This is a genomic window from Micromonospora sp. CA-248212 (assembly GCF_050948405.1).
GTDB lineage: Bacteria > Actinomycetota > Actinomycetes > Mycobacteriales > Micromonosporaceae > Micromonospora.
The window spans coordinates 5,600,381-5,623,626 of the sequence record NZ_CP192023.1; the positions used below are offsets into that span (position 1 = coordinate 5,600,381).

The window sequence follows — 23,246 nt, forward strand, 5'->3', positions numbered from 1 at the left end:
GGTGCCTCACCGGAGGTGGTGCTGGGGGGAAGCGAGGATCGCCCGCGCGACGGCGGTGATGGCCCCGTTGAACGTGGCGTCGACCTTGGCGGTCGCCGCCACACCGGCCACGCCGAGGATCAGGTTCTTCTCCCGGGTGCTCAGCTTCTGGCCCACGAGCCGCAGGGACAGCGCGTCCACGTACGCCCCGGCGGTGGCCGGCGCCTTGACCAGCTTCTCCGGCGCGGTGTACGTGAAGACGGTGCGGTAACCGGCCACGATCTCGCCGGCCTCGTTCCAGCCGTTGACCATCGTGCCCGCCGAGGTCCACGCGACGTAGACGTCGGGGTAGCCGTCCGGGGTGGGCTGACCCATCGGGTACTGGCCCAGCTCGCGCAGCTTGTCGTGGATCTGCCGCAGGCCCCGGGCGAACGGGGTGCGCTTGTTGTCGCCGTTGTTGTTCTTCGGCGACGCCTCGGGCGAGACGCCCAGCGTGCGGTACGTGGCGACCAGGTACTCCATGGGCCGGCGGACCTTCTGACCCACGGCCGCCCAGAACTCCGACGAGCTGAACAGCGTCATCAGCACCGGCTTGATCATGCCGTTGTTGCTGCTGTACGTCTTGGCCAGCCGGTCCACGAGGGACTTCGGCGGGGTGTCCGAGACGAACCGGGTCGCCAGGCTCTGCGCCACGTACTTCGCAGTCGAGGGGTGCAGCGCGATGTAGGTGATGTACTTGTCGATCGCTGCGTCGACGGCGGCGATCTCCTTGGCCGTCGGGTTGTTGACGTCCTTGATGCTGAACGTGTTGGCGTGGGTGAAGCCGAGGATCTTCACCTTGCCCATGTAGTGCTGGTTGACGCGCAGGACGTACTGGCCCTTGTCGTCGACGGCACGGCCGGTCTGGAGCATGGCGGCCTGCCGGACGTCACCCTCCTTGTAGCCGCCGTCGACGCCGACCGAGTACAGCTCGAGGTTCTCCCGGGCGAGGTTCTCGTTGATGGCGTCCTTGCGGGAGTCCTTCTGGTTCAGGTAGATCAGCAGCGCGGGGTGCTTGTTCGCCGCGACCAGCATCTCGGGGTAGCTGCCCAGCGCGTGCTTGCGCACGACGTCCTTGTCGAACGAGGTCCGGTAGACCTCCCCGCCGTCGAAGTCGGCGGCGACGTGCAGGAAGTCGTTCCAGAAGTCGACCATCACCTCGAAGAGCTGACGCTTCGACCAGATCTGCCGGGCCAGGGTGGCGTCGACCACCTCCCGCTCCGGCTGGGCGCCCTGGTCGTTGAGCTTGTCCCGCTGGTCACGGAGCTGCTGCACGGAGAGCGACTGGGTGGGCAGCTCGGCGAGCTTCAGCTCGGCCTTGCTCGGCTCGATCTTGTCCGGGTCGAGCTGCGTCCGGATCCAGGCGTCGATGCCCTGCTTCTTGATGTCGGCGACGACGGCGGGCGTCGCCCCGAAGGTGGCCCGCCGGGCCAGGTGCAGGATCGGGTCCTTGGCGAGCACCGTCTTGACGGTCACCTCGGTCGCCGCGGCGGCCGCCGCCGGGCCGGAGAAGGTACGGCCACCGGCGGGCGCGTTCTTCTTCAGCGCCTCACCGGCGCGCGAGCCCATGTAGCTCTCGTTCTGCTCGGTGTAGGTACGCACCGTGCTGGGCTGCTGGCCGCTGGGGCGCGCCGCGGTCCCGTCGGTCACCGTGCTGCCGGTCGCGTCGGCCGCCGCCTCGTCACCGAAGAGGTCGCGGAACTGCGGGGTCATGGCGAGCGCCGCGCCACCGGCCACGACGGCGGCGGTGCCACCGAGCGCGGCCATGGCCTTACGCCGGCCGACCTTGCGGCCCGGCTCGCTGTCGTCGTCCAGAGTGGGCAGTCCGACGCCGGCCGGGCCGGACGGGGCGGGCCGACCGAGGCCCTCGGGGCCGACCCACTGCGGCCCACGCGGCGCGGGGGCGGGCTGCGCGTTGTACGCGTACCCGTCGACGTACTGCTCGCGCGGGTCGCCCTGCGCCGGGTAGCCGCCCTGGTAGGGGTGGGGCGAGTCGTATCCGTACGACGCGGGCGCGGTGGAGTCGCCGTACGTGTCCGAGGTGTGGTGCTGGCGTCCGTCCCAGCCGCGGTCGTCCCGCGGTCGACGTGGTGGCACATTCTGGTCGGCCATGTACCAATCCCGATTTCTGATGAGCGCCGGAAAGCTGCGACCGGGCAGGTGCGGCAGGTGCGGCGACTGTTGCCTGAGGGGGTTGCTACGGCAAGGTAACCAAGCGCTCAGGTGCCTTCAAGGTGGGCCGAACACGCCCGTGAGGGCACTTAAGACAGCCCTCACCACGGCATTCAAGGCCGACGGGTTGGCGCGGGCGGGTTCCAACCTTCCCAGCAGGGCGGACGCGCGTCAGCCGGGTACGGATCGGACCACGCGGCCGTACGCGCCACGTTCACCGCTGTTCACCACCACAGGCAAACTTAAGGTTCGGATAAGCCGGACGTGAAGTGCTCTCACGCTGGGGAAAAGTAGGAAGAGCAGGAGCGTGAGCCGCCGTCGCAGCGGGTATGCCGCCGAACCGCTGAACGCGTGAGGGGAAGGCAGCGCCATGCTCAGCAAAGAGGATCAGCGCAGGTTCGACCAGATCACCCGTCAGCTCCGGGAGAGTGACCCGGCGTTCTTCGCCCGGCTCGACCATCGGGTCCGGGCCCGTCGGGGCCGTTATCTGATGTTGTTGACCATCGTGCTGTGGGCGTCGCTCCCGGCGATGGCCGTGTTCGCCGGCCGGCTGGCCGGCGCGATCTGCGCGGTGGTGCTGGTCGCCAACGCGGCGATCATGTGGCGGTTCCGCCGCCGCTGGACGTGACGACTCACCCCGGGCCGAAGGCCCGGTACGCGCGGCGCAGCCGCTCCAGCAGGCCCGGCCCACCGATGGCCGGTGCCGGCGGACCGAGCTGGCGCAGCAGGAGGTCCGGCCCGGTCGCCAGCCGGGGTGGCCGGTCGGGCAGCGGCACGGGCGCCGTCCAGAAACGGTCCACCGCGTCCGCGACGGGCGTGTCGGCCAACCCGGCGAGCGCCCGGGACGCGCCGGCCGGTGGCAGCACGTCGACCGCCGACGGGCTCGGGTCCACGATGGAGGCCGGCGCGGGCGACGCCGGTGTGCCGGTCGCCTCGGCGCGGCGGGCGCGCAGCCGGTCCAGCAGGTCCGTCCGGGATCGGCCACGCCAGTGCAGCAGCTCGAACGGGTCCGCGTCGAACGCCTCGGCGAGCAGGTAGAACGTGGCCGCCAGGTGCTTGCACGGGACCGCGAAGTCGGGGCAGTTGCAGCGCTGCGTCAGCTCGTCGACGGCGGCGGGAAAGAGTGGGGCGCCCGCCGTGGCGAACAACTCCTCCAACTCGTCGGGCAGGTCCCCGGCGAGCAGTCGGGCGCTGAAGAACGCCTGACCGGCCAACTCGTCCTCGATCCGGGACCAGAGCGCCTCCGGGAACGCCGCCAGCGCGATGGAGACCTCGTACGGGCGGGGCCGGGAGCCCTGCACCTGGGCGGTGACCCGGCCGGGCGTGACGTCGAGCCGGAGCACCTGACCGGCCCGCGCGTACGACCGGCCCCGGGTCAGCCGGGTGCCGAGCGCGAACGACTCCAGCACCTCCAGGAAGCGCCGGGACCACCAGGACCGTCCGATCGCGCCTCGGGCGCTGCGCGCCTTCAGCCCTCCGTCGACCTTGCGGGGGCGGCCGTAGTCGGCGAATCGGTCGGTCACTCCACCACCGCCCCGGCCTCCAGGGCGAACAGGTCCCGGAGCTGACCCGTGGACAGCTCGGTGATCCACTGCTCGCCGGTGCCGACCACGCGCTGGGCGAGGCTGCGCTTGTCGGCGATCAGCGCGGCCACCTTCTCCTCGACGGTGCCCGCGCACACGAACTTGCGGACCTGCACGCGTCGCCGCTGCCCGATCCGGAACGCCCGGTCGGTCGCCTGGTCCTCCACGGCCGGGTTCCACCACCGGTCCACGTGCACCACGTGGTTGGCGGCGGTCAGGGTGAGGCCGGTGCCGCCGGCCTTGAGGGACAGCACGAACAGCGGTGGACCGTCGGCGGACTGGAAGCGCTGCACCAGGGCGTCCCGCTCGGCCTTGCCGAGCCCACCGTGCAGGAACAGCACCTCCCGGCCGAACCGCGCCGACAGGTGACCGCGCAACATCGCGCCGAACTCGGCGTACTGGGTGAACAGCAGCGCCCGCTCCCCCGCCGCCAGCACCTCCTCCAGGATCTCGGTGAGCCGGGCCAGCTTGCCCGAGCGCCCGTCCAGCGGGGAGCCGTCGCGCAGCAACTGGGCCGGATGGTTGCAGACCTGCTTGAGTCGGGTCATGGTGGCCAGCACCAACCCGCGTCGCTCGATGCCGTCGCTGGTCTCGATCCGGGCGAGCATGTCGTCGACCACCACCTGGTAGAGGGCCGCCTGCTCCGCGGTGAGGTTGCAGACCACCTCCATCTCCAGCTTCTCCGGCAGGTCCGAAATGATCGACGAGTCGGTCTTGAGCCGGCGCAGCACGAACGGGCCGGTGATCCGGCGCAGCCGCTCGGCGGCCTCGGCGTCGCCGTTGCGCTCGATCGGCTCGGCGAACCGCTTCCGGAACGTCGCGGCCGGACCGAGCAGCCCCGGATTGGCGAACTGCATGATCGACCAGAGGTCGGCGAGCCGGTTCTCCACCGGCGTACCCGTCACCGCCACCCGCTGTCGGGCGGGCAGCGCGCGGACCGCCTCGGCCTGCCGGGTGGAGGCGTTCTTGATCGCCTGCGCCTCGTCCACCACCACCCGGTGCCAGTCGATGCCGGCCAGGTCGACGGCATCGCGCGCGGCCACCGAGTAGGTGGTGACGACCAGGTCCGCGCCGTGCGCGGCCGTGGTGAACTCCGCCCCCCGCGCGCGCTCCGCGCCATGGTGTACGTGCACCCGCAGCCCCGGCGTGAACTTCGCCGCCTCCCGCTGCCAGTTGCCGACCAGCGACATCGGACAGACCAGCAGCGTCGGCCCGGCGTCCGGCGGATCTCCGGCGAGCAGCGCGAGCAACTGCACGGTCTTGCCCAGCCCCATGTCGTCGGCCAGCACCCCGCCGAGCCCCAGCGACCGCAGGAAGGCCAGCCAGGCCAACCCCCGCTGCTGGTACGGCCGCAGCGTCCCGACGAATCCCGGCGGCGGGTCGAGCGGGGTGAGCCGGTGTTCGACCGCCCCGGCCAGCAGGTCGCCCAGCGCGCCATCGGCGCTCACCTCCAGCACCGGCAGCGCGCCGGTGTCCTCGCCGTCGGTGAGCCCCAGGCGGAGCAGGTCGGCGACGGTCAGCTCGCCGGCCGAGCGGAGCAGCCGCAGACCGGCGGCGAGCCGTCCCGGGTCCAGCTCCACCCACCGGCCGCGCAGCCGTACCAGCGGGGTCTTCAGCTCGGTCAGCGCCGCCAACTCCTCGGCCGACAACGGCTGGTCGCCCAGCGCGATCTCCCAGCGGTAGTCGACGAGCGCGTCCAACCCGACGCCGGCCTCGGTGCTGGCGACCGTGCCGGGCGCGGTACGGCTGCGCGCGCGCAGCCGAGCGCCGAGCCGCGCCGACCGGCGCTGCCACCACGAGGGCAGCAGCACCCCGAAGCCGGCGGCGTGCAGCACCGGCGCGCCTTCGCTGAGGAACCGGTGCGCGCCCTCGACGTCCAACTCCATCGCCTCGGGGGCGGCCGTGCGCAGCGCGGCGTCCAGGTCGGGCCAGAGCCGGCTGGCCCGGCCCAACTCGGCCAGCAGGGTCTCCTGCGGGCTGCCCGTACGGCCGGCCGGGTGCGCCCGCCAGACCTCGGCGGCGTCGACGTGCAGGCCCGGCTCGTCGGCGGCCTGCAACCCGAACTCCAACCGCCACCGCGCGGTGTCGGTCGAGGTTACGGGTGTGCTGTCGCCGGACGGGCGGGTGGCCAGGATCGGTTCGGTGACCTCGTCGGGGGCCGGCTCGACCAGTCGGAAGCTGGCCCGCACGGCCCCGCCGGCGGCGTCGCGCTGCCAGTCGTCCAGCTCGGTACGCAGCACGTCCAGCGCCGCCTCGTCGACGGAGAAGTCGCGGCGGGGCCCGGCCAGCGCGGCCAGCCAGGCCGGCGCGGGCCCGGCCGGGCGTACTCCCCGGGCCAGGGTGGTGTTCGCGAGAGCGGCCCGGGCGGCGGCGTCGGTGAGCCCGTCGAGCGCGTCCGCCACCAGCTCGGTGGCGGTCAGCTCGCCGTCGCCGCCCTCGGTGTCGACGGCGGCGGCGCGGGCGGCCGGCGGTAGGGCCAGCGCCAGCGAGCGGGCCCAGCCGGCGTCGGTGCCGGTCAGCAGCGGACGCCACACCGCCCGGGCGACCACCCGGTCCGCCGTCGAGCGGGCCGCGCCGGCATCAGCGGCATCAGCCGGGCCGGCATCAGCCAGGGCGACATCAGCCGCGCCGGCATCAGCGGCATCAGCCAGGGCGACATCAGCCGCGCCGGCATCAGCGGCATCAGCCAGGGCGACATCAGCCGCGCCGGCATCAGCGGCGTCAGCCGGGCCGGCATCAGCCAGGGCGGTCGTGTCGATTCGCGTGTCAACGGTCGGCAGGACGCGGCCCCGGGCCACCAGGTCGGCGGCGAAGTCGGCCAGCTCGCCGAGGTGCCGCAGGGTCGCCCCGCACACCACGGGGAGGTCGTCCAGGGCGCGGAGCAGGGGCAGGGCGTCGTCCGGGGCGTACACCAGGGTGGGCACCCGCCACGCGGCGAGGGCGAGCCGGCCGCGGGTCGGGGGTGCGACGGTGGTGCGGATCAGCTCGGGCGAGTCGGTCGGCGTGCCCGCCCGGGTGGGCAGGGTGAGCAGCGCGGTGGCCGGGCGGGCCGGCGCGGCGACGTCGGTGAGGGCCGCGACCAGATCGGCGTGCCCGGCGGCGAACGGGTGCGGGCGGTCCCGGGGAGGGCGGCCGGAGCGCGCGATGGGTACCGGCGCGGCGGTGTCCTCGGCCCACACGGCGAGCCCGGAGCCGGGCAGCCACAGCCCGTGGATGACCAGCACGTACTCCCCCTTGTCGCCGCCCGCGCCCAGGATAGGCGGCCCCGCGCGGAAAGCTCGCGCCGATCTTGCGGTTTCTGTCGCCGACGTGGGTGGTAATGCCCCTTGTGCCGGGACAGAAAGTGCAAGATCGCGGGGCCGAGGGCTAGCGTCGCTTCGTGGTCGATCTCCTGGTTCTGGGCGGGTTGGGGGTGGACGTGCGGGTTCGGGTGCCCGCGCTTCCGCTGCCGGCCGCCGACTCGCACACCGTCGAGCCGATCGAGCTGCGGATCGGCAACACCGGAGCCGGGGTGGCGTTGGCCGCTCGGGCGCTGGGGCTGCGGGTGCGGGTGGTCGACACCCTCGGCGCTGACCCGGCCGGCGACGTGGTGCGGGCGGCGCTGACCCGGGCCGGGGTGCCGGCGACGCTGGCCGAGGACCGGGGCGGCACCCGGCGATCGGTGAACCTGGTGGACCCGGGCGGAGCACGCACCTCGCTGTACGACCCGCGCCCGTGGCGGGGCGCGGGCCCGCCGTTCTCCCTGACGCAGGTGGCCGAGCTGGTGGCCGACGCCCGGCACGTCCACCTCTCGATCATGGATTGGACGGTGCCGTTGCTGCCCGCCGTCCGGGCCGCGCTCGCGCCGGGTGTGTCGCTCTCCACCGACCTGCACGACTGGGACGGCGTCAACCCGTACCACCGGCCGTTCGCCGAGATCGCCGACTTGGTCCTGGTCAGCGGGGTACGGCTCGCCGACCGGGCCGGGACGCTCGCCGAGACGCTGACGCCCCGGACCGTGGTCGTGACCCGGGGCGCGGACGGCGCCGAGCTGTTCCCCGGCGACGGCACGCGGGTGCCGGTGCCCGCCGCCGCAGCGCCCGCGCCGGTGGTGGACAGCAACGGGGCGGGCGACGCCTTCGCCGCCGGGCTGATCGCCGGGCGGCTGCGGGGCGAGCCGCTGACGGAGGCGGCCCGGTACGCGGCACGGGTCGCCGCGGCGGCCTGCACCCACGACGGCATGGAATACCCGTCGGGCCGGCTACCTCCCCGATGAACGGCCGGGGTCAGAGGGCTCCGGTCGACCCGTCGGTCAGTTCGCGAAGGATGTCCGCGTGGCCGGCGTGCCGGGCGGTCTCCTCGATGAGGTGGACCAGGATCCAGCGCACCGACACCTCACCGAGCTGTGGGTGCGGCACCACGTGGTCGAGGTCGAAACGCGCGACGACCGTCCGGGACCGGTCACAGGCCCGCTCGTACGCCTCGACGAGCCCGTCGACCGTGTCCCGCTCGTCGAGGGTGAAGCTCGCTACCGCGTCCTGCTCCGAGCGGAGGTAGACGTCGCCGGGCTCGGGGGCCAGCAGCACCGGGAACCAGTTCCGCTCGACCAGGGTCAGGTGCTTGACCAGCCCGGCGAGCGTGGTCGCGGAGGGCACCAGCCGGCGGGCGGCCTCGTCGTCGGACAGACCGCGCACCTTGCGCACCACCATCGCGCGGTGGAAGTCGAGGAACGATTCCAGCACGGCGCGCTCGTCGCCGACGCGGGCGAGCACCGGGCCGAGCGTCGGATCGATGGTCTGCTCTGCCATCCGCCGACACTAACCACGCGGCCGGCTCCGCGCTGCCCCGCATCCCGCTGCGAGGTGGCCGCACGACGGGCAGGATGGGCGCATGGCCTCATCCGTGCAGATTCTTCTCGTCGGCGGCGCGGCGGACGGGCAGACCGTGACCGTCGAGCTGGACACCAACGGCCGCCCGCCGCTCACCCACCACCACCTCGGGTCCGGTGGGCTGGCCGAGGCGCAGATCTACGAGTTGGAATCCGCCCGCGAGGAGGCCCGCGAGTGGCGCTACCGCTGGACCGGCCCAGCGGTGTGAGCGTCGGTCAGGCCCGGGTGAGGGTCTGGCTGCGCAGCTGGTCCAGCACGCCACGGGTGACCTCGGAGGTGCCCCGGGCCTGCTCGCAGACCTCGGCGACCCGGCGGGCGGTGGCCTCGGCGCGCTGCTCGCGTTCGTCCCACAGACGGTCGACCTCGGCCAACAGCGGTCCCTCCACCTCCCGTTCCACCCCCCGCAGCGCCGGCACACCGAGCCGTTGGGCCAGGTCGAAGACCTTTCCGGCGTACGGCAGCGGCAGGAACGGCGTACCCACCATCGCCGCGAAGATCAGGAAGTGCAGGCGCATGCCGACGGCCAGGTCGAAGTGGCGCATCAGCCCGAGCACCTGCTCCGGCGAGTAGGTGCCGTGCAGGATCCGCCCCCGATCCGCGGCGACCATGTGCGACAGCACCCCGTGCGAGTGCCGGATGTCGTCGCGTTCCATCGGCACGAACAGCACGTACGCGTCGATGCGGTGCACCAGGAAGTCACCGATCTGGGCCAGCAGCCGGTGGTAGCCGTCGACGTCGAGGCGTTCGGCGGCCCGTCCCGGCTCCCGGACGCTGATCCCGACCAGCCTCTTGCCGACCGGCACCCCCTCCTCGCTGAGCAGGTGCGCGGGGAAGTCGGCCGGCTGCAACAGGAACGCCGGGTCGGCGGTGACCGTGATCGGGTTGAGCAGTCCGGCCTCCTCCAGGACCATCCGGGACTCCTGGTCCCGGACGGTCACCTGGGTGGCGCCGGCCAACGTCTCGCGGACCATGCCGGTGTCGACCGCGTCGCTGAGCGGTCCGACCCCCACCGCGTACGTGATCAGCGGTAGGCCGCGTTCCTGGGCGACCCGGACGACCCGCAGGTAGCGGCGGGCCTCCCGGTCGTAGAGAATCCCGCCGCCGCCCAGGATCAGCAGGTCGAGCTGGGCCAGCACCAACGCCGAGTCGGTACGGCTGACGCCCTCCCACGGCACCGCCTCGACGTCCGGGTGCGCGGCCCGGGTGTGCTCCGGGTGGCGGGAAAAGACGATGATCCGAGCATTCGGCTCCTGCGTGCGCAGATCGGTGAGCAGGCCGGTGAGGATCGCCTCGTCGCCGAGGTTCCGGCCACCGTACGAGCCGAGCACACCGATGGTCAGTCCGGCGCCGTGCGTCATCCGTCGCTCCTCCCCAGGTGCGGTCCGCGCGGGTTTCCCGCTGGGCAGGTGAACAGTCCCGGTTCAGCTCGGTGGGTCGATCCGCTTCGCCATCTGCTGGGCGGTGACCTCGAAACCCAGGCTCCGGTAGAGGCCGATCGCCACGGTGTTCGTGCCGAAGACGTTCAACCCCAGCTCGGGTACGCCCAGTTCGGCCAGTTCGGCCTCGATGAGCTGGATCATCCGTCGTGCGTGTCCCCGTCCCCGGTGCGCCGGATGTACCTCGATGTTGTAGATCCAGGCCTGTCGGGTCTCGGCGCTCGCCGGCAGGTTGACCCAGATCCAGCCGACCTCGGTGTCGTCGACCCGCCCCACCCGCAACAGCGCCCGCTCGGTGGCCGCGCCCGCCGGCAGCAGCTCCCGGAGCTGCTCGTCCGACCGCTCCCGGGCCGCCTGCGGGGTCAGGCCGCGGTGCGCGACGAGATCCTCGGCGTACCCGACCTCCAGGGGTTCCCGCAGCCGGGCCAGTTCCTGCTCGGTCATCGGCGTCAGAGTCAACTCCACCGCGGCCTCCTTCTTCTCGATCAATCGCGGCGACAAGTCCATCATGTCCACTCCGGCCGCGCCTCGTTCCGGCGGCGGAATTGAGTTGTTCGTCGCGACCGGCGGGTGCACCGTGGCGGGATGGCACAGGTGGCGGCGAGGCGGATCGGCTGGGGTGATCTGCCGGCAACGGTACGGTCCGCGGTCGAGGAGATCATCGGCGATCGGGTGGTCGAGGCGGTCTCCCAGTCGGGTGGTTACTCGCCGGGCACCGCCGACCGGGTCCGTACCGCGACCGGCCGGCGGGCGTTCGTGAAGGCGGTCAACCCGGCGTTGAACCCGGACAGTCCGGTCATGCACCGCGCCGAAGCCCGCATCGCCGGCGCGCTCCCGGCGACCGCGCCGACGCCCCGCCTGCTGGGTTGCCACGACGACGGCGACTGGGTGGCGTTGGTCTTCTCCGACGTGGCCGGAGACCACCCGCACACCCCGTGGCGGGCCGACGAGCTGACCCGGGTCATGGACGCCCTGGAGGCGATGGCCGTCGCGCTCACCCCGAGCCCCGTCGCGCACGTGCCGACCGCCGCCGAGCTGCTGGCGGACGACTTCGCGGGCTGGCACCGAGTCGCCGCCGACCCGCCGCCACGACTCGATCCGTGGGCCCGCGCCCACCTGGACGAGCTGCGCGCGGCCGCCGACGAGGGCGTCGCCGCGCTCGCCGGGGACACGCTCTGCCACGTCGACGTACGGGCCGACAACCTGCTGTTCGACGCCGCCGGCACGGTGACCGTGGTCGACTGGCCGTGGGCCTGCCGGGGGCCCGCCTGGCTGGACACGGCGCTGCTGCTGGTGAACGTCCGGCTGCACGGCGGGCACGACACCGAGGCGATGCTGCGCCGGCTGCCGCTCACCGCCGACGTCGACCCGGCCTCGATCACCGGCGTGTACGCCGGGCTGGCCGGCTTCCTGGCCGACCGCGCCCGCCGCCCGCCACCGCCCGGCATCCCCGCCCTACGGGCGTTCCAGCAGGCCCAGGCCGACGCCCTGCTGCCCTGGCTGGCAGCCCGCCTCGGCTGACGCCCGATCGGTCAGCTCCCGGTGGTCGCCGCCTCGAACTGGCGGGCCAACTGCCCCAGGTCGTCCAGGCGTACGTCGCCGTCGAGTCCCTTGAGCGCGGCGGTCACCGCGCCGGCCGCGCGCCCGGCCCGCAACCCGACCTCGGCGTCCTCGACGACCAGGCAGCGCGCCGGTGGCACGTCGAGCAGCGCGGCGGCGCGGAGGTAACCCTCCGGCGCCGGCTTGCCCTCGCGGACGTCCTGGACCGTCACCAACACCGGTGGCGCGATGCCGGCGGCACCGAGCCGGGCCTCGGCCAGCCGCACGTCGGCGCTGGTCACCACCGCCCACGGCACCCCCGACCGGGCCAACGTCGACAGCAGCTCATGGGCGCCCGGGGTGGCGGTCACGTCGGACAGGTCGTCGTACTGCAACGCCAACTGCCGTGCCGCCGCCACGGCAACCGCCGTGTCGTCGAGGGCGGGAAGGAGCCGACGGATCGTCTGGTCGGCGGGCCTGCCGTGCGCGATCGCGAGGGCCGCCGCCGGTTCGACGGCGTACTCGGAAGCCCACCGCTCCCAGGCCCGCTCGACGGCGGCGTCGGAGTCCACCAGCGTGCCGTCCATGTCGAAGAGCACCGCGCCGATGCCGGACAGATCCACCTGATCACCTCCCCGCCCGAGCATAGGCGGGACGCGGTCACCCCTCGCGGTCGACGGCGGGACGCGCGACGTCGACGAACGCGACGCGGCGGTCCGTGCGTACCTCGATGGCCGCGAGCCACCGCTCCCGGTGCCGGTCGCGCAGCGACACCGCCGCGTCGCCCGGCTCGTCGGCGAGCCGGCGCTGCTCGGCGTACTCCGTCGTCAGGCTGGCCACCACCGACCGGCCCGCCGCCGCGACGTCCGCCGGGCCCTGCAGCAACACCAGGTTGTACGCCTCGTCCACGCCGCGCATCGCCGCGTACGTCTCGTCGTAGCCGGGCGTGACCGCGTCCGCGCCCGGCTCGACCCACCGCCGGTCCAGCCGCCGGTACGCCGCGTCGCAGGCGCCGAGGAACCCGACGTACGCGTCGCGCCGCAGCTCCTCGCGCCGGAGCGCGGCCCGGTCGGCGCTCTCCTCGCGGGCGACGGTGAGCTGGTGGGCGAGCTGCCGGCGGGTGCTGCGGGCGGCGATCAGCCCGGTCAGGGCGGCGGCGGTCAACGTGGACAGTGACGTGATCAGCGCGACGGCGACGGTATCCTGCACGCGCCCATTCTGGCGGTACGCGGGGCGGTCAGCGGGGCGGGTCCTCGCCGGTGAGCCCGTCCACCGACTCGCGGATCAGGTCGGCGTGCCCGGCGTGCCGCGCGTACTCCTCGATGAGGTCGACCAGGACCCGCCGCAGGCTGGGCACCTGGCCGTCGGGCCACTCGCCCCGGGCCAACTGCTCCGGGCCGCCGTCGGCCAGCAACTCGGCGACGGTGGCCCGGGACCGCGCCACTGCCCCCTGCCACAGCGTGTAGAGCTGTTCCGGGGTGTCCTCGGCGGCCGAGCGCCACTCCCAGCCCGGGTTGGCGTCCCAGTCGACGGTGTCCCACGGGGGTCCCGGTGAACGCCCGGCCAGCTTGAAGGAGAAGTAGAGGTCCTCGACCAGGGCCAGGTGCTTGAGCAGCCCGCCCAGAGTGATCGACGACGGGCCGAGCGTTGCCCGCAGGCCGGCCGCGTCGAGCCCGCCGGTCTTCCAGGCCAGGGTGGCGCGCTGCCGGTCGAGAGAGCCGAGCAGGGTGGCGGTCTCGTCGCCCGCGATCGGCGGCTCGGGGTGACCGTGCTCGTCGCCGCTGGTCATGGGGACCGAGGCTAACGGCGGACGGGGTACGTGCGCCACCCGTGGGTATGTTCAGCTCAGCGCCGCGCCAGGTGGCGAGGGCGAGGACCGTTCCGCCGATTACCGCTTCCGGCGCCATTCGAGACGACCTCGATACAACATCGGCGCGCCTTCACCTCGCGCGACGCACAGCGCGTCGTCCTCAACCCACCAGAAGTCACCGACCTGGACAAAAACCGGAGCGTCCAACGTCAAGGCGAGGAGACAGCCGTCTGAGCTGCCGGGCAGCCCTTCCAGGTCGTCGATGAGTTGCAGTCGGCGCGCGGAGACGGGCTCGGTCAGCACGGGACAATTGTGCGCGCGGCGCACTGGGCGGCGGGAGGCCGAACCACCGTACGACCGGGAGTCAGCGTCGGTTGCGCTTGCGGAGGACGGCCCAAACTCCGCCCGCGACTGCGGCCGTGAACGGCAGCAGGCAACAAAGGCTGAGGACCGCAAGATGCCATGGTTTGATCGCGCCCATAGCCGCGAAGGCTATCGGGTGCGGTCAAATGGCTCCGCGCGGCGGCATGGCCTGTGCGCGAAGCCCACACGGACAGGAGCGCGAGCGATGTCGAAGACGCCGGCCGCGAGCCGTACGGCGGTTCTCGTCTGCCAGGGCCGCGCGGCGGCGGATGGCCTGGTCGCTCCCGGCCGGTTCGCCGACCCGACGGCCATGCGCCTGCTCCGCGCCGCCGAGCGGGAGGCCGTGGATTGGGTACGCGACGGTGCCGTGCCCCAGTCGTGGCGGCAACGGGTCGACTACGAGACGGTACGGGCCTGCGCCGACATGATCGTGCCGCGCACGGTGGCGATCGACGACGCCGTACGCGCCCACCACAGCGCGCAGGTGGTGATCCTCGGGGCCGGGCTCGACGGTCGGGCCTGGCGGATGCCGGAACTCGTGGGCAGGACGATCTTCGAGGTCGACCAGCCGAGCAGCCAACGCGACAAACGCGAACGCGCCGAGGTACTGGCCGGCACTCCCCCGACGTTCGTGACGGTGGACTTCGCCCGTGACCGGCTAGCCGAGGCGCTGGCCGTCGCCGGTCATCGCCCCGACGAGCCGACGACGTGGATCTGGGAGGGCGTCGTGCCGTACCTGACCACGACGGAGGTGTCTACGACGGTCGCCGCGCTCGCCGCCTGCTCGGCCCCGACGAGCCGCCTCGTTGTCAACTTTCAGCTACCCGGGACGACCCTGACGCTGGGTCGGCTCGTCGCACGGGTGCTGATGGCGTCCACCGGCCGGCGCAGCTTCTGGGCGACCGAGCCGTGGCGCTCGACCTGGACGCCGGCCGCCATGGCCGCGTTGCTCTCCCGGTACGGCTTCACGGTCACCGGCGACCACGACCTGCTCGAGACGGCGCGAGAGCTGTCCCTGCCGATCCGTCGGACCACGTCCCTGGCACACAGCCGGGTGATGGTCGCCGATCGCGCGTGACGCCCGTCCCGGGTCAATCCACCAGCCGAGCCACCAGCGCGGTGAGCGTGTCGGGGTGTTCGTCGGTGACGAGGTGACCGGCGGCGGGGACGATGTCGACGCCGGCCTGTAGCCGCTGTTCCGCCGCCGCGCGCAGCCGGTCCGGGGGCAGGAACACGTCGTGGTCGCCGCTCGCGAGCACGACCGGCGTCCTGCGCGTCGCCGCCGACAGGAACTCGTCGGTACTCACCGGACGGGCGTGTCGGGCGACGAGCGTCATCCACTCCACCAGCTCGGCGCGCGGCGTGCGGCCGGGCGCGGACAGCAGGCGCAGCAACCGGAGGCTCGACGCCGGCCGGGGCCGCGCGAGCCAGCCCAGGAACGCCAGCAGGACACCAGGGGTGACCCTGAGCCGGCACAGTCCACCCGGTGCCACCGCGACCGTGCCGCTGACCCGGGGGTGCTCGGCGGCGAGCGTCACCGCGCCACCGAACGAGTGCCCGAACGTCACGACCGGCCCGCTGGTGGCCTCCTCGACGACCTCGGCAAGCCACCTGCCGTACCAGGCGAGCCCGCCGTCGGCGACGTCCGCCGCGTCGGCGCTGAGGCCGGGCTGGCCCGGGATGTCGGCGGCCACCACCCGGTACTGCCGGGCCAGGGCCGTGAGCAGCGGCAGGTAGGCCGCCGTGCTGAAGCGGTCACCGGCGACGAAGACGACCGTCACCGTCCCCGCGCCGGTGCTGAGGAGGTGCGTGTCGTGGCCGTGGGCCCGGATGATGCGTCGCTCGTGCGGGGTCGACCACCCGTTGAGCTGCTGCGCACACCACCGGCGGATGGTGTCCCTGCCCGCGGGGGTGCGGTAGATGGACGTCACCGCTGCATCCTGCACCACGCTACCGGTGATCGTTCTCGACCTGCACCAACGACAATCGATGTACATTGATGGACGGTCGCCGCCCGCCCACGGAAGGACGAACGTAGTGAGACGCAACAGACTGCTTCCATCCCTGGTGGCGGCGCTCACCCTGGTCGGAGCGGCGATCGTCGCGGTCACCACCCTGGCCGCCGCCCCGGCCCAGGCCGCGCCGGTCACGATCCCCAACGGCACGCAGTTCACCGACACCGCCGGCAACCTGCTGCACGCGCACGGTGGTGGGGTACTCAAGGTCGGCGACTACTACTACTGGTTCGGTGAGAACCGCAACGCCAACAACACGTTCCGGGCGGTCTCGGTCTACCGCTCCACCAACCTGCGCGACTGGGAGTTCCGCAACAACGTGCTGACCCAGTCGTCGGCGGCGGAACTGCAGTCGGCCAACATCGAGCGGCCGAAGGTCATCTACAACGCCAGCACCAACCGGTACGTGATGTGGATGCACAAGGAGAACGGCACCGACTACGGCGAGGCCAGGGCCGCCGTCGCCTCCTCGGCCACCGTGGACGGCACCTACACCTACCACGGCAGCTTCCGGCCGCTGGGCAACATGTCGCGGGACATCACGCTCTACAACGACGGCGGTACCGCCTACATGGCCTCGGCCGGCGACGAGAACCGCGACCTGCTCATCTACCGCCTCAGCGCCGACTACCTCAGTCCGGCCACGCTGGTCGGTAACTTCTGGAACGACGGCAACCGCGAGGCACCGGCCCTGTTCAAGCGCGGCAGCACCTACTTCCTGCTCACCTCGGGCCTCACCGGTTGGAGCCCGAACCAGGCCAGGTACGCCACGGCGTCCAGCATTTCCGGTCCGTGGACCGGCATGACCAACGTCGGGGACTCGACCACCTTCCGCTCCCAGTCGGCCTTCGTGCTCCCCATCCAGGGCACGTCGACGACGAGCTACCTCTACCTCGGCGACCGCTGGGCCGGGGCCTGGGGCGGGCCGGTCAACGACTCCCAGTACGTGTGGTTGCCGATCGCCTTCCCCACCGCCACGACCATGAGCCTGACCTGGTATCCCACCATCACCATCGACGCCGCCGCGGGCACCGTCACCGGAGAGGCGCCACTCTCCTACCGCATCACCAACCGCAACAGCGGCAAGGTGGTCGACGTGCTGGACCATGCCGTCACCGACAACGCCGAAGTCAGACAATGGTCCTGGAACGGGGGCGCGAACCAGAAGTGGGAGTTCCGCGACGCCGGTAGCGGCTACTTCCGGATCGTCAACCAGAACAGCGACAAATGCCTCGACGTCGCCAACGCCTCCACCGCCAACAACGCCAACGTCGTCCAGTACACCTGTGGCGGGGGCGCCAACCAGCAGTGGCAGTGGGTCGCCACCGGCAGCTATTACCAGTTGCGCGCCCGACACAGCGGCAAGTGCCTGGACGTGGTGAGCAGCGGCACGGCAGACGGCACCGACATCACCCAGTACACCTGCGGAAGCGGCGCCAACCAGCAGTGGACCCGCACCCAGTCCTGACGCTGCTCTCGACACCGCTGGACGGACTTTGAGGAGGAGTTGGCGCTAGTGCCGCAGGCTACTCCGATTGAGAAGCCGCCAAGCCGCAGCGTTGACGACATGATGCGAGAGTTGCTTGAGCGCGCACGGGAGATGCAGCGATCGATAGTGGCGAGCGATCGCACCTTACCCGATCAGAGAGAGTCTTTTGCAGAGCGCAGTTATCAGGAAGCAGTACGACGAGCAATTGCGAGGCTTGGCTGGAGCTTCTTCCCCCTCCAGCAGGATCGGGGAATTGATGGCATCCTCGTCATTGACTCTCTAACGCTGAATGTAATTGTCACTCGACGTCTAGGAGTCGCCGGTAACCATCGGATTACTGATAGTCGTAGAATCGGTGCCAAATACGAAGGAAGCTGCCGAACTTACCGCATCAACTGATTCTTTCACAATCGTCACCTGGCACGGGAACCCAGATGATGAAAGGATCCGTGAGGCGGTTGCCCGCCTACTGCCACAAACAACCGAGGAAGAGCAGGCGAACGCGGAGAACGCATAGATCGCTCATGGGCACGATTTGAGGCACAGCCCCTACAGGGACTCACCCCGGAGGACCACATCCAGCAGTCACGCCCACACAGCGACCGGCCCGAGCTTTCACAGAACCTAGACCAACTGTCAAGCATGTCGTGGGACGGATTCGTCAAGCATGTGGTGGGACTAGACACGCCCTCAGTCGGCCTGACCTCCGTCGAGTGAGGTGCGACAGTCGTCCGCCAGGTGCTCTGGGTCAGCCGAGAGTGCGCGTCGCGGCTAGATCAGTGTGCTCGACCAACGTGTGCGCTAGGTTACGTCGTTCAATCTGTCGAGCGTGCCATCGTGCTGGTCGTCGTATCGGTGCAGGCGCGCCTTGCAACCGGCCGGCGCGAGCCACAGGAGGCGGCATGTCCGACGAGATCAGGCTCAGCGCGGTCACCCTGGACTGCCCGGACGCCGTCGCCTTGGCGGAGTTCTACGCCAGCATCACCGGTGGAACCCTGACACACGCCGGGGGCGGCTGGGCATGCGTGCTGAGCCCGACCGGGCGGATCAACTTCCAGACTGTGCCCGGATACACGCCGCCCACCTGGCCCGACCCCACGTCGTCGATCATGATGCATCTCGACTTCATGGTCGTGGACCGAGACGCCGCCGAGGCCCGAGTGCTCGCTGCCGGAGCAACAAAGTACGACTTCCAGCCCAACAGCGAACAGTGTTATGTCTACGCCGACCCGGCGGGCCACCCGTTCTGCCTGACCACCTGGGAGGCCACGACCACACCAACGCAGCTCGGCTGATCGAGCCGCGCAGACGAAGGAATCCCGCTGTCAACCCTAGGCAAACAACGGGATCGAGGCTCGGCTGGCCGGTTGCGGTACTTCGCTGCCGTCAGACGGCTGCGCCGAGGTGAGCTGCACGGCCTGCGGTGCGCGTGCCTTCGTCGCGGACAGCGCCGACTACTGGGGGGACGCCGAGCCGGGCGACTGTGCGTGCCCATGTGGCGGCGAAGTCTTCCACGTCGCCGTCGGCTTCGCCCGGTACGCCGACGGTGAGGTTCGCTGGATCAGTGTCGGACTGCATCGTGTCCAGGACGGCGCGATGGGCGTCTACGCCGACTGGAAGATCAACTATCGCCCCACTGATCATCTTCTTGATGGTGCCGTCTGACAATTCGCGGCAGGTTGCGGACCCCGCATGCCAGCCCGGACGCACCGCCAGCGTCGACGGTAGCGTCCGAGCGTGCGATATCTCAGCCGGTCGTCGACCTGTTCGGCCAACAGCTCGGACTCTGGCGCGCGCCCGGTAGCTTCGATGGCATGACGAGTCTGGTGGTGTCTCTCGGAGCGCTCGTCGTATTGCTGGTGGCGGCGTTCGTCTATGTGGGTTGGCGCGATCGGAAGCGCCTCTCGTCGCCTGACGACTCGGCCGCGGGGCGCGATGCGAGAGCAGCCCAGGAGCGGCACGCGGCCGAGCGACATGGCGCACAGGGCGACGTGTGGCGGCGGGGCCAGAACTCCAGCAGCACGTGAGTAGGACCTGCTCGGGCTACGGGCGGGTGGGACGGCATCACCTGGACCTGGGATTTCGTCCAAGCGGCGTGGGCCGAGCCGATCGTCGACGATCTCCGGCGAGGAATCCCACCCCCGGGTCACCCGGGTGAAGCCCTTCACGGCTAGCGCTGGTGCATCAACTCAGGGATGATCAACGTCATGTCGGAACAGGATCTGGCCGGAGTTTGGCGTCGCATCATCCAAGGGGATGGCAAATCCTGGGTCGTGTTCGCCCACGGCACGTGCGTCGTACTACCCACTCCCGGACCCAGCGCCGACCTCGCCGCTCAGGCCATCGAGATCCTGCGCGAGTACGGCCCTGTTCACGTCGGCTCATCTGCCGGAGACTTCAGCACCATCACTCTCGATCCCGGTCCCGGATGGGTGGTCTACGGCCACCACAACGACGTGCTGACCTACGTGGGGCCCGAGGAAGTCCAGGACAGCAGCGACCTGGCCGTTGGTCTCTATGGACGCCACAAGCGCGACCAGGACGGCCATGAGCTCGACGTCGTACACGTCGAGGACAAGCGGCCCCGATAGCTGGCTGACGTCGCTCGACTAGGCACTACAGGTTGCCCTTCGACGGCTGGAGACGGCATGTTCTTGTCCGCGCCGGCGCCGCACCTAAGACGCCCAGGTGGCATGGCCACACGGTTAGGAATTCTCGGCGCCGCAAGGAGAGCAGCCTCGCTACCTGCCGTCACCGCTGGCCAGGCACTCGTCACCGACCGCGAGATCGGGCACGCAACGGGCACGAATGTCACCCGCGGCCGCCTGGCCGGTACCCCCCGTTCGGATGGGACGCAGGTAATCTTCGCCGGGTGGTTCAGGTGCATTGGCGACCACTCCTCCCGGCAACGGCCGACGATCTTCTGGACGGGGTGGAGTTTGGCGACGGTTGCCTCAGAGAGTTGACCTTCAGGTCAAGCTGTGGGGAAGGCGCTCAGCAGTCTGCGGTCGCACTTCTGGACGTCCGGCGGGTCGGTCAGACTCGATGGGTACAGCTCCACATCGAGTTCTCGCGCCTTGCCCGTTGGAAGGTCGTGGACCTCGGCACCTTCTCCTGGGTGCTCGACGACAAACCCCAGCTCGTTCAGGACGAAGCCGGACTCCTCCACCTCGACTTGGACAACCCCGGCGAGGAGCGCACAGTCGATGAGATGGCAGAGCGCTCCCACCTCTACCTCGCCGCTCGTCAGATCCGGTGGGCAATCACCGACACAGGATGATCCTCGGCTCGCGCGTGGAGCGACTCGTCATCCCGACGCTGCGCTACATCGCCCGCGAGACCTACCCTTGCCTGACGCTGACGACCACAGCGAGATCAGGACTACGGGATGCATGATCACGACGAGCTAGCGCCCGGGGTCTGGTCCTGGCTCCAGGCCTGGTACGCGACTCAGTGCGATGGCGAGTGGGAACACGAGTACGGCATTCGGATCGAGACGCTCGACAACCCCGGGTGGTCGGTCCGCATCGACCTGGGCGATACGGCACTGTCGGGAATGGCCTACGAGCGGCAGGAACTCCGTAGAGGCGAGCACGATTGGGTGCTGACCCGGGTCGAGGAAGACCAGTTCAGGGCAGCGTGTGGGCCACTCAACCTCGGCGAGGCGCTACACCTGTTTCGGCAGTGGGTCGAGACTACGACCCGCGTGGCCCGGCCGCAGGCCTGACAGGAATAGGAGCGTCCACTTCGCCGGTAGCCCGGTGTCGGGGGCTCAGGACGTGCGTGACAGATCGGTATCAGAACCTGCATGACGCTCGTGCTGGTCCGCGGGTAGGCAAATCAGTAGCTGTCGGCGCTGATCTCGTGCACCGCTCCGTCTGGTCCCAAGCGGTACCTCCGAGGCGGTCCCATGGCCTGTAGTACCCCCGCGTATGCGGCCTCACGGGCTGCCTGGTCCTCGTTGGACGGGTCGGTCACGCGAAAGCCGTGCAGATGAACGGCGTCAGCGTCGATGTCGTCGGGGGAAGGATGGCCCTCGATGATGAAACCGAACAGCGCGCGTAACGCTTCCTCGCCGAGGTCGAGGGGATGGAACGGCAGCGGGTAGGGGTCCTGGTTGTGCCAGCCTGGCACGGGCTCGACGGGATGTTCGCCGGCCCAGTACGGCAACTCGAAGTCGTAGGGCTTGCCGATGTCCTCCTGGATGCCACTATCGGGCGACAGGCTCAGCGATCGGATCAGCACGCCGTCCTCCCACACCGCGAAGCCGAGCCAGTCCACGACCGAGTGCATCCCGTGGACGATGATTCGACGGCCTGCTCCAGTTCGGCGCAGGTGCTCCGGTAGCTCAGACGGGCGATCGAGCATGAGCCGCCGGTCGCAGTACAACTCTGCCCCGGCCACAACCGTGGCGTACATGAAGTCATCTGGCGGGTAGGTGCCCTCGAGCAAGGTGTTGTCATCAGCGGGTTCGACCACGTAGCCGGGGTGGACTTGACGTACCAACGCCTCGGTCTCGGCTCGCTCCGACCGCGTCGCGCCGCGCAGCGCCGGACGGATGTCGCCGTCGGCGAACGCCAGAAGGGCTGTCTTCGCGCCCACGTCGCTTCCTCCAGTTCTGTGGCAGGCCACCTTTCGCACGCCACCTGGCGGACATGATCATCTAGCCAAAGGGGTCACCGACGTCCTGGAGACCGATCTGCAACCAAGGTCGCCGGGCCGTGATCCGGGCGGTTTTGGCTGTTGGTGATGGGTGGGCGCGGCAGGTTTCGAACCTGCGACCCCTCGCTTGTAAGGCGAGTGCTCTCCCGCTGAGCTACGCGCCCCGGAACGCCCCGTGTGCGGCGGGCCGGTGGCTGGCAAGCCTACCTGTTCGCCGCCGGCCCGACCGCATCAGGCCGTCAGGTCGGCGATGGCTTTGCGCCAGCCCTGCTGGTCGCGGGCCTCGCCGGGGCCGTTCATCTCGGCGAAGCGGACCACGCCGGCCTTGTCGATGACGAAGGTGCCCCGGTTGGCGATGCCGGCCACGTCGTTGAAGACCCCGTACGCCGCAGCGACGCCACCGTGCGGCCAGAAGTCGGCCAGCAGCGGGAACTGGTAGCCCTCCCGGTCGGCCCAGATCTTGTGGCTGTAGACCGAGTCGACGCTGACCGTCAGCACCTGGACGTCGTCGTTGGCGTACTCGTCGAGGTTGTCCCGCACCTCGGCCAGCTCGCCCTGGCAGGTGCCGGTGAACGCGAGCGGGTAGAAGACCAGCAGCACGGCGCGCTTGCCGCGGAAGTCCGAGAGCCGGACCTGCTGGTTGTTCTGGTCCTTGAGCGCGAAGTCCGGCGCCTCGGCGCCAACCTCGATCAGCATGCGAACTCCTCGGGTCGACTCGGGGGACGAGGTCAGCCCAGCACGCCCGACGGCGGACCGCCGGGGCGCGAGGGGACGAGGGTGGGTTACTTCTTGCCCTTGGCCCCTCGGCGCAGCACCAGGCGGGCGCCGCTCCAGTCCCGGCCGGCGTTGACGGTCGAGGTCTGCTGGAGGCCGGCGGTGGGCGCGGACTCCGCGACCTCGCTCGGCTCGACGTGCCCCTCGCGCCCCGCCTTCGGGGTGAGCAGCCACACGACCCCGTTGTCGGCCAGCGGCCCGAGGGCGTCGACGAGCAGCTCGAAGAGGTCACCGTCGCCGTCGCGGTACCACACGAGCACCGCGTCGACCACCTCGTCGGTGTCCTCGTCGACCAGATCTCCACAGCGGTCGGTCAGGGCGTCGCGGAGATCCTGGTCGACGTCGTCGTCGTACCCCATCTCCATGACGACCATCCCCGGTTCGATGCCGAACCGGTCCGCCAGGCTGCGTACCCCGTCGGCGGCCTGACCAGCGGTCGCGCTCACTGTCGCGTGCCTCCTCATCTCGTCCCTGCTCGCGGCGTCGGACCGACGCCGTCAGGCAAAGTCCACACAGT

26 protein-coding genes and 1 tRNA gene are annotated in these 23,246 nt (G+C 70.9%); 12 read left to right on the top strand and 15 right to left on the bottom strand.

Features of this window, described 5'->3' with window-relative positions:
* Positions 1 to 6: 6 nt before the first annotated feature.
* Positions 7 to 2,130, bottom strand: a complete 2,124-nt coding sequence (locus tag ACQP03_RS26185; RefSeq protein WP_357393508.1) for a DUF1800 domain-containing protein — start codon at positions 2,128 to 2,130, stop codon at positions 7 to 9.
* Between the two features lie 430 nt (positions 2,131 to 2,560).
* Here ACQP03_RS26185 and ACQP03_RS26190 point away from each other — a divergent pair, with 430 nt between their 5' ends.
* Complete coding sequence (locus ACQP03_RS26190; protein WP_234586377.1) at positions 2,561 to 2,818, top strand: DUF3040 domain-containing protein; 258 nt, start codon at positions 2,561 to 2,563, stop codon at positions 2,816 to 2,818.
* Positions 2,819 to 2,822: 4 nt separating this feature from the next.
* On the opposite strand, the gene ACQP03_RS26195 is transcribed toward ACQP03_RS26190, so the two are convergent.
* Together ACQP03_RS26195 and ACQP03_RS26200 are read right to left on the bottom strand one after the other, a co-directional pair.
* A complete protein-coding gene (locus ACQP03_RS26195; RefSeq protein WP_357393510.1) occupies positions 2,823 to 3,713 on the bottom strand; it encodes an SWIM zinc finger family protein in 891 nt (296 codons plus the stop codon).
* Positions 3,710 to 6,997, bottom strand: a complete 3,288-nt coding sequence (locus ACQP03_RS26200) for an SNF2-related protein (protein WP_433458847.1) — start codon at positions 6,995 to 6,997, stop codon at positions 3,710 to 3,712. Before ACQP03_RS26200 ends, ACQP03_RS26195 begins: the two co-directional genes overlap by 4 nt.
* 155 nt (positions 6,998 to 7,152) lie before the next feature.
* On the opposite strand from ACQP03_RS26200, the gene ACQP03_RS26205 reads away from it, so the two are divergent.
* Positions 7,153 to 8,028, top strand: coding sequence for a carbohydrate kinase family protein (locus tag ACQP03_RS26205; protein WP_357173700.1), 876 nt, complete (start codon positions 7,153 to 7,155; stop codon positions 8,026 to 8,028).
* 10 nt (positions 8,029 to 8,038) lie between these two features.
* Here the strand turns inward: ACQP03_RS26205 and ACQP03_RS26210 are convergent, their stop codons facing one another.
* Entirely contained in the window at positions 8,039 to 8,560 is a 522-nt protein-coding gene (locus ACQP03_RS26210) for a DinB family protein (RefSeq protein WP_357132600.1), read from the bottom strand.
* Positions 8,561 to 8,642: 82 nt separating this feature from the next.
* Between ACQP03_RS26210 and ACQP03_RS26215 the strand changes: the two genes are divergently transcribed.
* Positions 8,643 to 8,849: a hypothetical protein gene (locus ACQP03_RS26215; protein WP_355051431.1), complete on the top strand. Its 207-nt coding sequence runs from the start codon at positions 8,643 to 8,645 to the stop codon at positions 8,847 to 8,849.
* Positions 8,850 to 8,856: 7 nt separating this feature from the next.
* Here ACQP03_RS26215 and ACQP03_RS26220 read toward each other — a convergent pair whose 3' ends face one another.
* Both ACQP03_RS26220 and ACQP03_RS26225 read right to left on the bottom strand, forming a co-directional pair.
* Positions 8,857 to 9,999, bottom strand: a complete 1,143-nt coding sequence (locus tag ACQP03_RS26220) for a polysaccharide pyruvyl transferase family protein (RefSeq protein ID WP_357132596.1) — start codon at positions 9,997 to 9,999, stop codon at positions 8,857 to 8,859.
* A gap of 63 nt (positions 10,000 to 10,062) precedes the next feature.
* Positions 10,063 to 10,542 carry a GNAT family N-acetyltransferase gene (locus ACQP03_RS26225; protein ID WP_357173697.1) on the bottom strand — a complete coding sequence of 160 codons (480 nt, stop codon included), beginning with the start codon at positions 10,540 to 10,542 and terminating at the stop codon, positions 10,063 to 10,065.
* A 120-nt stretch (positions 10,543 to 10,662) separates the two neighbouring features.
* On the opposite strand from ACQP03_RS26225, the gene ACQP03_RS26230 reads away from it, so the two are divergent.
* Positions 10,663 to 11,598 (top strand): phosphotransferase, encoded by a 936-nt coding sequence (locus ACQP03_RS26230; protein ID WP_357173694.1) that lies wholly within the window; start codon positions 10,663 to 10,665, stop codon positions 11,596 to 11,598.
* A gap of 11 nt (positions 11,599 to 11,609) precedes the next feature.
* Here ACQP03_RS26230 and ACQP03_RS26235 read toward each other — a convergent pair whose 3' ends face one another.
* From ACQP03_RS26235 to ACQP03_RS26250, 4 genes are all read right to left on the bottom strand, one after another.
* On the bottom strand, positions 11,610 to 12,239 hold the full coding sequence (locus ACQP03_RS26235) for an HAD-IA family hydrolase (protein WP_357173691.1): 630 nt from the start codon (positions 12,237 to 12,239) through the stop codon (positions 11,610 to 11,612).
* A 37-nt stretch (positions 12,240 to 12,276) separates the two neighbouring features.
* Entirely contained in the window at positions 12,277 to 12,825 is a 549-nt protein-coding gene (locus tag ACQP03_RS26240; RefSeq protein ID WP_357173688.1) for a hypothetical protein, read from the bottom strand.
* Between the two features lie 28 nt (positions 12,826 to 12,853).
* The gene (locus ACQP03_RS26245; RefSeq protein ID WP_357173685.1) at positions 12,854 to 13,405 is read right to left on the bottom strand and encodes a DinB family protein; all 552 of its coding nucleotides are present in this window, start codon (positions 13,403 to 13,405) and stop codon (positions 12,854 to 12,856) included.
* Positions 13,406 to 13,504: 99 nt separating this feature from the next.
* Positions 13,505 to 13,729, bottom strand: coding sequence for a hypothetical protein (locus tag ACQP03_RS26250; RefSeq protein ID WP_357132578.1), 225 nt, complete (start codon positions 13,727 to 13,729; stop codon positions 13,505 to 13,507).
* A gap of 265 nt (positions 13,730 to 13,994) precedes the next feature.
* On the opposite strand from ACQP03_RS26250, the gene ACQP03_RS26255 reads away from it, so the two are divergent.
* Complete coding sequence (locus ACQP03_RS26255; protein WP_357132575.1) at positions 13,995 to 14,867, top strand: class I SAM-dependent methyltransferase; 873 nt, start codon at positions 13,995 to 13,997, stop codon at positions 14,865 to 14,867.
* A gap of 13 nt (positions 14,868 to 14,880) precedes the next feature.
* Here ACQP03_RS26255 and ACQP03_RS26260 read toward each other — a convergent pair whose 3' ends face one another.
* A complete protein-coding gene (locus ACQP03_RS26260; protein ID WP_357173683.1) occupies positions 14,881 to 15,720 on the bottom strand; it encodes an alpha/beta fold hydrolase in 840 nt (279 codons plus the stop codon).
* Between the two features lie 106 nt (positions 15,721 to 15,826).
* On the opposite strand from ACQP03_RS26260, the gene ACQP03_RS26265 reads away from it, so the two are divergent.
* The 7 genes from ACQP03_RS26265 (at position 15,827) to ACQP03_RS26295 (ending at position 21,020) form a co-directional block, all read left to right on the top strand.
* Positions 15,827 to 17,272: an RICIN domain-containing protein gene (locus ACQP03_RS26265; RefSeq protein WP_433458853.1), complete on the top strand. Its 1,446-nt coding sequence runs from the start codon at positions 15,827 to 15,829 to the stop codon at positions 17,270 to 17,272.
* A 923-nt stretch (positions 17,273 to 18,195) separates the two neighbouring features.
* Positions 18,196 to 18,588 (top strand): VOC family protein, encoded by a 393-nt coding sequence (locus tag ACQP03_RS26270; protein WP_357173677.1) that lies wholly within the window; start codon positions 18,196 to 18,198, stop codon positions 18,586 to 18,588.
* A gap of 109 nt (positions 18,589 to 18,697) precedes the next feature.
* Positions 18,698 to 18,958: a hypothetical protein gene (locus ACQP03_RS26275; protein ID WP_357393524.1), complete on the top strand. Its 261-nt coding sequence runs from the start codon at positions 18,698 to 18,700 to the stop codon at positions 18,956 to 18,958.
* A 149-nt stretch (positions 18,959 to 19,107) separates the two neighbouring features.
* Positions 19,108 to 19,320, top strand: a complete 213-nt coding sequence (locus ACQP03_RS26280) for a hypothetical protein (protein WP_357393526.1) — start codon at positions 19,108 to 19,110, stop codon at positions 19,318 to 19,320.
* A gap of 168 nt (positions 19,321 to 19,488) precedes the next feature.
* A complete protein-coding gene (locus tag ACQP03_RS26285; protein WP_433458856.1) occupies positions 19,489 to 19,884 on the top strand; it encodes a hypothetical protein in 396 nt (131 codons plus the stop codon).
* Positions 19,885 to 20,165: 281 nt separating this feature from the next.
* Complete coding sequence (locus tag ACQP03_RS26290; protein ID WP_357173668.1) at positions 20,166 to 20,573, top strand: hypothetical protein; 408 nt, start codon at positions 20,166 to 20,168, stop codon at positions 20,571 to 20,573.
* A gap of 108 nt (positions 20,574 to 20,681) precedes the next feature.
* Positions 20,682 to 21,020 carry an immunity 53 family protein gene (locus ACQP03_RS26295; RefSeq protein WP_357132547.1) on the top strand — a complete coding sequence of 113 codons (339 nt, stop codon included), beginning with the start codon at positions 20,682 to 20,684 and terminating at the stop codon, positions 21,018 to 21,020.
* Positions 21,021 to 21,133: 113 nt separating this feature from the next.
* Here the strand turns inward: ACQP03_RS26295 and ACQP03_RS26300 are convergent, their stop codons facing one another.
* From ACQP03_RS26300 to ACQP03_RS26315, 4 genes are all read right to left on the bottom strand, one after another.
* Positions 21,134 to 21,895, bottom strand: a complete 762-nt coding sequence (locus ACQP03_RS26300) for a DUF6928 family protein (RefSeq protein ID WP_433458858.1) — start codon at positions 21,893 to 21,895, stop codon at positions 21,134 to 21,136.
* A 152-nt stretch (positions 21,896 to 22,047) separates the two neighbouring features.
* Positions 22,048 to 22,119, bottom strand: a tRNA-Val gene (locus tag ACQP03_RS26305).
* Between the two features lie 67 nt (positions 22,120 to 22,186).
* The gene (locus ACQP03_RS26310; protein ID WP_357132541.1) at positions 22,187 to 22,651 is read right to left on the bottom strand and encodes a peroxiredoxin; all 465 of its coding nucleotides are present in this window, start codon (positions 22,649 to 22,651) and stop codon (positions 22,187 to 22,189) included.
* An 86-nt stretch (positions 22,652 to 22,737) separates the two neighbouring features.
* Complete coding sequence (locus ACQP03_RS26315; protein ID WP_132237238.1) at positions 22,738 to 23,175, bottom strand: DUF3052 domain-containing protein; 438 nt, start codon at positions 23,173 to 23,175, stop codon at positions 22,738 to 22,740.
* Positions 23,176 to 23,246 lie beyond the last annotated feature (71 nt).